The sequence below is a fragment of the Kitasatospora sp. NPDC059571 genome (genome assembly GCF_042735675.1).
In the GTDB taxonomy this organism is placed as follows: domain Bacteria; phylum Actinomycetota; class Actinomycetes; order Streptomycetales; family Streptomycetaceae; genus Kitasatospora.
The window spans coordinates 1-8,431 of record NZ_JBHWBW010000351.1; the positions used below are offsets into that span (position 1 = coordinate 1).

At 73.2% G+C, this 8,431-nt stretch carries 8 protein-coding genes; 1 reads left to right on the forward strand and 7 read right to left on the reverse strand.

Annotated features, from left to right (window positions below; all coding sequences use genetic code 11):
* Positions 1-45: 45 nt before the first annotated feature.
* From pheT to infC, 7 genes are all read right to left on the reverse strand, one after another.
* Entirely contained in the window at positions 46-2,559 is a 2,514-nt protein-coding gene (pheT, locus tag ACFV0G_RS29040; protein ID WP_380554386.1) for a phenylalanine--tRNA ligase subunit beta, read from the reverse strand.
* Positions 2,559-3,680 (reverse strand): phenylalanine--tRNA ligase subunit alpha, encoded by a 1,122-nt coding sequence (gene pheS, locus ACFV0G_RS29045; protein WP_380554389.1) that lies wholly within the window; start codon positions 3,678-3,680, stop codon positions 2,559-2,561. Before pheS ends, pheT begins: the two co-directional genes overlap by 1 nt.
* A 226-nt stretch (positions 3,681-3,906) precedes the next feature.
* Positions 3,907-5,010 (reverse strand): ATP-binding protein, encoded by a 1,104-nt coding sequence (locus tag ACFV0G_RS29050; RefSeq protein ID WP_380554392.1) that lies wholly within the window; start codon positions 5,008-5,010, stop codon positions 3,907-3,909.
* 49 nt (positions 5,011-5,059) lie between these two features.
* Entirely contained in the window at positions 5,060-5,935 is an 876-nt protein-coding gene (locus ACFV0G_RS29055; protein WP_380554395.1) for a TrmH family RNA methyltransferase, read from the reverse strand.
* Positions 5,936-6,061: 126 nt separating this feature from the next.
* Positions 6,062-6,448, reverse strand: a complete 387-nt coding sequence (gene rplT / locus ACFV0G_RS29060; protein WP_380554398.1) for a 50S ribosomal protein L20 — start codon at positions 6,446-6,448, stop codon at positions 6,062-6,064.
* A gap of 105 nt (positions 6,449-6,553) precedes the next feature.
* On the reverse strand, positions 6,554-6,748 hold the full coding sequence (rpmI, locus tag ACFV0G_RS29065) for a 50S ribosomal protein L35 (protein WP_380554401.1): 195 nt from the start codon (positions 6,746-6,748) through the stop codon (positions 6,554-6,556).
* Between the two features lie 135 nt (positions 6,749-6,883).
* Positions 6,884-7,612: a translation initiation factor IF-3 gene (infC, locus tag ACFV0G_RS29070; protein WP_380554407.1), complete on the reverse strand. Its 729-nt coding sequence runs from the start codon at positions 7,610-7,612 to the stop codon at positions 6,884-6,886.
* Between the two features lie 411 nt (positions 7,613-8,023).
* On the opposite strand from infC, the gene ACFV0G_RS29075 reads away from it, so the two are divergent.
* Positions 8,024-8,395 (forward strand): DUF1844 domain-containing protein, encoded by a 372-nt coding sequence (locus ACFV0G_RS29075; RefSeq protein WP_380554404.1) that lies wholly within the window; start codon positions 8,024-8,026, stop codon positions 8,393-8,395.
* Positions 8,396-8,431: the final 36 nt, after the last annotated feature.

Genomic DNA, 8,431 nt, shown 5'->3' on the forward strand with positions numbered 1-8,431 from the left:
GGCCGGGACCGCGCCCGGGCGGGGCCCCGGGGCGCCGACGGTGCGTCAGGCGCCGCGCAGCACCGCTCCGGTGGCCGCGGTGGCGGCCGCCACCGCGGCCTCGCGGGCCGCGGAGGCCTCGTCCGCGGTCAGCGTGCGGTCGGCGGCCCGGAAGCGCAGGCTGTACGCCAGCGACTTCTTGCCCGCGCCCGCCTGCTCACCGGTGAACACGTCGAACAGCTCGATGGACTCCAGCAGTTCGCCGGCGCCCTCGCGCAGCGCGGCCGCCACCTCGGCGGCCGGCACCGCGGCGTCGACGATCAGCGCCACGTCTTGGTGCGCCACCGGGTAGCCGGAGACCGCCGGGCCGGACACCTTCTGCACGCCGTCGGCGAGCAGCACGTCCAGGTCGAGCTCCATCGCGCTGGTGCGCTCGGGCAGGTGCAGCGCCTTGACCACGCGCGGGTGCAGCTCGCCGGCGTACCCGACCACCCGGCCGTTCACCAGCAGCTCGGCGCACCGGCCCGGGTGCCACGGCTCGTGCTGCGCCTGGCGGACGGTCAGCTCCAGGTTGGCCGCCCGGGCCACCGTGCGGGCCGCCTCGACGGCGTCCGCCCAGCTCGCCGGAACGCCCTTGCCCCACCAGCCGGCCGGCAGCCGGCCGCCCGCGAGGGCGACCGCGACCCGGCGCGGCTGGTCCGGCAGCGCGGCGTCGAGCTCGGCGAGCTCGGCCTCGCTCGGCCGGTGCTCGACCGACGGCCGCGGCGCGACCTTGAGCTCCGGCTTCGGCAGGAAGACGGTGCCGGTCTCGAACAGCGCGAGGTCGGTGTTGCCGCGGCCGACGTTGCGGCGCAGCGCACCGAGCAGACCGGGCAGCAGCGTGGTGCGCAGCGCCGGCTCCTCGTCGTTCAGCGGGTTGACCAGCTTGACGGTGCGGCGGCGCGGGTCGTCCTTCGCCAGGCCGAGCGCGTCGAAGGCGGCCTCGCCGAGGAACGGGTAGGCGTTGATCTCGACGTAGCCCGCGGCGGCGAGCGCGACGCCCATCCGGCGGTGGAAGCGCTGCTCCTCGGTGAGCCCGCGGCCCGGCGGCACGTTGGGCATCCGGGCCGGCACGTTGTCGTAGCCCTCCAGCCGGATGACCTCCTCCGCGAGGTCGTACGGGTCGGTGAGGTCGGGGCGCCAGCTCGGCGGGGTGACCTCCAGGACGTCGGCGCCCGCCACGGTGCAGCCGATCTCCTGCAGGCGCCGGGCGACGGTCTCGCGGCCGTACTCGGTGCCCGCGACGCGGTCCGGCAGGTCCGCGGCGATCGCGATGGTGTGCAGCGGGTGCGGGGCGGCGATGTCGGTGACACCGGCCTCGGCGGTGCCGCCGGCGATCAGCACCAGCAGGTCCACGGCGCGCTGGGCGGCGGCCCGGGAGGCCTCCGGGTCCACGCCGCGCTCGAAGCGCTTGGACGCCTCGGAGGGCAGCTTGTGGCGCTTGGCGGTGCGGGCGACGCTGATCGGGTCGAAGTGCGCGGCCTCGATGACCACCTCGGTGGAGCCGGTGACCTCGCCGGTCTCCGGGTCCAGCACCGGGTCGATGATCTCGGTGCTGGCGCCGCCCATGACGCCGGCCAGGCCGATCGGGCCGGAGTCGTCGCAGATCAGCAGGTCCTCGGCGGACAGCTTGCGCTTGACGCCGTCCAGCGTGGTGAGGGTCTCGCCCTCCTCCGCGCGGCGGACCAGGATGGCGCCCCGGAGGCGGCCCCGGTCGTAGGCGTGCAGCGGCTGGCCGACCTCGAGCATCACGTAGTTGGTGATGTCGACGGTCAGCGAGACCGGGCGGATGCCGGCCTTCTGCAGCCGGCGCTGCAGCCAGATCGGGGACTTCGCGGCCGGGTCGACGCCGGTGACGGTGCGGGCGACGAAGCGGTCGCAGCCGACCGGGTCGGCGACCTTCACCGGGTAGCCGAAGGCGTTCGCCGGGGGCACGTCGAGCAGTGCCGGGTCGGCCAGCGGCAGTCCGTACGCGGCGGCGGCCTCGCGGGCCACGCCGCGCAGCGACAGGCAGTAGCCGCGGTCCGGGGTGACGGCGATGTCCAGCACCTCGTCGACCAGCTGGAGCAGCTCGATCGCGTCGGTGCCGGGCTCCAGGTGCGACTCCAGCACCATGATGCCGTTGTGGTCGTCGCCCATGCCGAGCTCGCGGGCGGAGCAGATCATGCCGGCCGAGGTGTGGCCGTAGGTCTGCCGGGCCGCGATCGGGAAGGGGCCGGGCAGCACGGCGCCCGGGAGCACCACGACGACCTTGTCGCCGACGGCGAAGTTGGTCGCGCCGCAGACGATCTCCTGCGGCTCACCGGTGCCGTTGGCCTCACCGACGTTGACGAAGCAGTGCCGGATCGGCTTCTTGAAGCCGGACAGCTCCTCGATGGAGAGCACCTCGCCGACCACCAGCGGGCCCTTGAGGTCGGCGCCGAGCTGCTCGACGGTCTCGACCTCTAGGCCCGCGCGGACGAGCCGGGCCGCCACGTCGCGGCCGGTCTCGCCGGCCGGCAGGTCGACGTACTCGCGCAGCCAGGAAAGCGGGACGCGCATCAGATCTCCATCCCGAACGGGAGGGTGAAGCGGACGTCACCCTCGACCATGTCGCGCATGTCGGCGACGTTGTGGCGGTTCATCAGGATTCGCTCCAGGCCCAGGCCGAAGGCGAACCCGCTGTAGCGGTTGGGGTCGACGCCGGCGGCGATCAGGACCCGGGGGTTGACGACACCGCAGCCGCCGAGCTCGATCCAGCCCTCGGAGGAGCAGGTGCGGCAGGGGCGGTCCGGGTTGCCGACGCTCTCACCGCGGCAGACGAAGCACTGCAGGTCCACCTCGGCGCTCGGCTCGGTGAACGGGAAGTACGAGGGGCGCCAGCGCAGCGGCAGGTGGCCGCCGATCAGCTTCTCGACCAGCACCTCGATGGTGCCCTTGAGGTCGGCGAAGGTGATGCCCTCGTCCACCGCGAGGCCCTCGACCTGGCGGAAGACCGGGGTGTGCGTGGCGTCCAGCTCGTCGGTGCGGTAGACCCGGCCGGGGCTCACCGCGTACAGCGGCGGCCGGCGGTCGAGCATGGTGCGGATCTGCACCGGGGAGGTCTGGGTGCGCAGCACCACGCCGGAGTCGGCGGAGCCGTCCGGGGCCTGCACGAAGAAGGTGTCCTGCATGGAGCGGGCCGGGTGGTCCGGGTGCAGGTTGAGGGCGTCGAAGTTCAGCCACTCCGCCTCGACCTCCGGGCCGGAGGCGACCTCGTAGCCCATGGCCACGAAGGTGTCCTCGATGCGCTCGGCCATGGTGGTCAGCGGGTGCCGGGCGCCGCGCGGGGCGCGGTCGTACGGCAGCGTGACGTCCACCGCCTCCTCGACCAGCACGCGGGCGTCGCGCTCCGCCTCCAGCTCGGCCTGCCGCCGGGCCAGCGCCTGGTTGACGGCGCCGCGGGCCTGGCCGATCAGCTTGCCGGCCGCCGCCTTGGCGTGCGGGGGCAGCGCGCCGATCTCCCGGTTGGCGAGGGCGAGCGGCGAGCGGTCGCCGGTGTGCGCGACCTTGGCCTGCTTCAGGGCGTCGAGGTCGCCGGCCGCGGCGAACGCGGCGATCGCCTCGTCCCGGGCCTGCTCCACCACCTCGGGCTTCAACGCCTCAACCTCGACCGGGTCGTACGACTTGTTGGGTGCCGACATCTCTATCTTTCCCGTGCTCCTGCTCGTGAAGTGGATGGCTCGCCCTTGCGCTACGCCCGGCGTGGCCGGAACACGGGCATCCCCTGGCCCGGATCCGGGAGGGGTGTCCGCGGCACGGCCGCGCAGGGCGTCCCACAACGCCAAAGGTCGAGTGTAGTCGCAGCACGCCGACGGCCGTTTCGCCGTCCGTGGCCGTGTGCGCGAGGAGCCCGCCGGGCGCGCGGACCTACAGCATGAAGTCCGGCACGCCCGCGGGCAGGATAAATCGGAACCTGGCGCCGCCCGAGGGCGCGCGGCTGATCCGGATGACGCCCCCGTGGGCCTCGACGATCCCCTTGACGATGTAGAGGCCGAGGCCGGTGCCGCCGCGCTTGGAGCCGCGCCAGAAGCGGGTGAAGACGCGCGGCATCGAGTCCTCGGGGATGCCGCTGCCTTCGTCGCTCACGGTGACCGCTGTCCCTTCCAGCACGCGCGGCGGGGTGCCCGGGTGCTCCCAGCCGGCCGCCTCGACCACCTCACTGGCGGGGGCCACCTCGATGGTGACAGTCCCCTCGCCGTGCCGCACGGCATTTTCCAGCAGGTTGGCGAGCACCTGGTCGAGCTTGTCGGGGTCGCCCCACTGCTGGCCGAGCGGCTCGGTGATCCGGATGTCGAAGCGCTCGGCCGGGATGCCGGCGGCCACCTTGCCGTCCACGTGCCGGCGGACGGCCGCGGCCAGGTCGACGACCTGCCGGCGGATCTCCAGCCGCCCGGCATCGATCCGGGAGATGTCCAGCAGCTCCGCGATCAGCCGGGTGACCCGGTCCGCGTCGGCGTCGACGGTCTCCAGCATCACCCGCTTCTGCCCGTCGTTGAACCGCTCCCACTTGGCCAGCAGGGTCGCCGTGAAGCCCTTGACGCTGGTCAGCGGGGAGCGCAGCTCGTGCGCCACGGTGGCGATCAGCTCGGCGTGGCTGCGCTCGGTGCGGCGCCGCGCCTCGGTGCCGCGCAGCGCCACCACCACCCGCCGGACGGGCCCGCAGGGCCGGTCCCGCAGGTACCGGGCGGAGACCAGCACCTCGCAGCCGCCGGGCAGCAGCAGGTTCCGCTCGGGCTGGCCGGTGCGGATCGCGAGCCCGCCGTACGGGTCGGTGAGCTTCCACCAGCGGCGGCCGTCGAGGTCCTCCAGCGGCAGGGCCTCGGCCAGCGGGGTGCCGAGGACGGTGGCCGGCCGGCGTCCGGTGAGCCTGGCCGCGGCCCGGTTGAAGACGACCACCCGGCCGTCGGCGTCCGCGACCACCAGGCCGTCCGGCAACTCGTCCGGGTCCAGCTCCGCCGCGCCGCCGACCATGGGCGTCCTCCCCTGACCCACCGTGCCTGTGCCCCCGCTGAGGGCGACCCTAGCGCCCGTACTGCTCTGTGCGACACCCTCCGGGCGAGCGCTGGGCCCGGGCCGAGGCGTAGAGGCAGACCGCGGCGGCCGTGGCGAGGTTGAGGCTCTCCGCGTGGCCGTGGATGGGCACGCGCACCACCTCGTCGGCCAGTGCGCGGGTCTCCTCCGGCAGGCCCCAGGCCTCGTTGCCGAACACCCAGGCGCCGGGTGCGCCGAGCGTGCCCTCGTCGAGCTCCTGGTCGAGGTCGCGCTCCCCCGCGCCGTCGGCGGCGAGCACCCGCACGCCGGCCTCGCGGAGCCGGGCCACGGCCTCGGCGACCGGCACCCCGGTGGCGAAGGGCAGGTGGAACAGGCTGCCGACGGAGGCCCGGACGGCCTTGGGGTTGTACGGGTCGACCGAGGCGTCGGTGAGGATCACCGCGTCCGCGCCGGCCGCGTCGGCCGTCCGCAGCACGGTGCCGGCGTTGCCCGGGTCCCGGACGTGGGCAAGCACCGCGACCAGCTGCGGCCGGGCCCGGAGCACCTCCTCGAACGGCGTGTCGATGAAGCGGCAGAGCGCCACGATGCCCTGCGGGGTGACGGTGTCGCAGATCTCCGCGATGACCTCGTCGGTGGCGGTCAGCAGCGGCAGCCGGGCCTGCTCGGCGGCGGCGACGATGTCGGCGTGCCGCTCCAGCGCCTGGGCGGTGAGATAGATCTCCACCACGGCGTGCTCGTCCGACCCCGACAGGCGCCCGTACGCCACGGCCTCGCGGACCGCCTGCGGGCCCTCGGCCAGGAAGCGGCGCTCCTTGGAGCGCTGGTTGCGCCTGGCCAGCCGGCGGGCGGCGACGACGCGCGGTGAGCGCAGGGAGGTGAGCAGGGGGGTGTCGGTGCTCTGCATGCTCTCGTTCTCTGGACGGTCTCGGTGGCGAAGGCCGGGCACCCGGCCGGGGCCCAAGCGTCGGGCCCGCAGGCGGCAAGCACCTGCGGGCCCGAGAAGAGCTCACCTACGCGGTGGCTGCCTGGATCAGGCGGCGACCTTGGGGGCGTTGACGTCCTCCGGCAGCGCCTTCTGCGCGACCTCGACGAGGGCGGCGAACGCGGCGGCGTCGTTGACGGCCAGGTCGGCGAGCATCTTGCGGTCGATCTCGACGCCCGCGGCCTTCAGACCCTGCACGAAGCGGTTGTAGGTGATGCCGTTGGCACGGGCCGCAGCGTTGATGCGCTGGATCCACAGCTGACGGAAGTCGCCCTTGCGCTTCTTGCGGTCGTTGAAGTTGTAGACGAGCGAGTGGGTGACCTGCTCCTTGGCCTTGCGGTACAGGCGGGAGCGCTGGCCGCGGTAACCGCTGGCCCGCTCGAGGATGACCCGGCGCTTCTTGTGGGCGTTGACTGCCCGCTTGACGCGTGCCACTTGATTACTCCTTGGGTTGGACCGCGGATCGCTCCGGGCGGTCCGTCATTCGTTAGGGGGTCGGAAGGATCAGCTCGTCCCGCGGCCGGGGCCGCGGGTGGGCGATCACTTGCCGAGAAGCTTCTTGATCTTCTTGGCGTCGGCGGGGGCCAGCTCGACGGTGCCGGCCAGCTTACGGGTCAGCGTCGAGGGCTTGCGCTCCAACAGGTGGCGACGGCCGGCACGCTCGCGCAGCACCTTCCCGGAGCCAGTGATCTTGAAGCGCTTGCTGGCGCCGCTGTGCGTCTTCTGCTTCGGCATGTCGCCGTATCTCCTCGTCGGTCCGCCCCGGCCCGCGCGTGACCGTGCGGGCCGGGAGTGGATTCATTCTGCTCGCCCGGGGCGGGAGCCCCGGCCGGGTGGCCGGTTACGAGCCGGTCGCCGTGCCCCGGGGGCTCAGGCGTCCTGCTCGGCCTCGGCCGGCTGCTCGACCTCGGCGGGCTCTGCGGCCTCCGGGGCCTCGACCGTCTCGGCCTCGACCGCGTCCTCGGTCTCGGCCTCGGTCTCGGCGCCGGCGGTGCGGCCCTGGCGCTCCGCCTTGCGGGCGTCCGCAAGGGCGCGGGCCTCGGCCATCGCCTCGGTCTTCTTCTTGTGCGGGCCGAGAACCATGATCATGTTTCGGCCGTCCTGCTTCGCCGACGACTCGACGAAGCCCAGGTCCTGGACGTCGTCCGCGAGCCGCTGCAGCAGTCGGAAGCCCAGCTCGGGGCGGGACTGCTCACGACCGCGGAACATGATCGTGATCTTGACCTTGTCGCCCTGCTTGAGGAACCGGACGACGTGACCCTTCTTGGTGTCATAGTCGTGCGGGTCGATCTTCGGCCGGAGCTTCATCTCCTTGATGACCGTGTGCGCCTGGTTCTTGCGCGCCTCACGGGCCTTCATCGCCGACTCGTACTTGAACTTGCCGTAGTCCATGAGCTTGCAGACCGGCGGCCGTGCGGTCGCCGCAACCTCGACCAGGTCGAGGTCGTACTCCTGGGCAAGCTCCAGCGCCTTAGCGAGCGGGACGATGCCCACCTGCTCGCCGCTGGGACCGACGAGTCGCACCTCGGGGACGCGAATCCGGTCGTTGATGCGGGGCTCGGTGCTGATGGGGCCTCCTCGGTTGCACCTTTTTCCGATGCGGCCGTCGGGCGGCGGTCGCACGTCGTGGTTTCGACCACTGGGCGGGGCTTCATTCATGCTCCGCTGCCGAAAGGCACCGAACGCACGAAAAAAGCCCCGCACGGTACAGGCGGGGCTCCACACAACCGGGGCGCCGTCACAGGCGCCGCTGGCGATCACGCGCCTTGCGGCGCCCGTCGCGGACCGGACCCGTCGACCCGTGGGCCGATCGGGTGGGAGACTGTCGCGGTTGCCCTCTCGGGCCTCCTGGGTGGAGCCTCCACTTGCTGGCCGGGTTTCCGTACGGACTCCTGGCCGGTCAGTCTCGAAGCATACCAGCGTTTGACCGGCCACCGGTATTCCGGCCCCCGGACGCACCGCCTTGTACGCTCCGTGGTGAACGTACCCCCGCGCGACGGAGTGAGCACCTTGACCAGCCAGCCCCACGAGCACGACGACGAGCAGGCGCTCGGCTTCGACGACCTGACCCGCGACATCGCGGAGGTGCCGGCCGTCGAGGTGATCACCACCGTCGCCGTCCACCTGATGAGCGCGGCCGCCGTCAAGTGCGGCCTGGCCGAGGGCGGGGAGGCCGACAAGGACCTCGACGAGGCCCGCAAGCTGATCACCGCACTGGCGGGGCTGGTCACCGCCGGCGCCCCGGAGATCTCCAACTTCCACGCCGCCCCGCTCCGGGACGGCCTGCGCTCGCTGCAGCTCGCCTTCCGCGAGGCCTCCGTCGTCCCGGACGCCCCGGGCGCCGGCCCGGGCGAGAAGTTCACCGGCCCCGTCTACTCGTAGGGCATCGCGGAACGAGGGGCGTGCGGTCCCGGCACC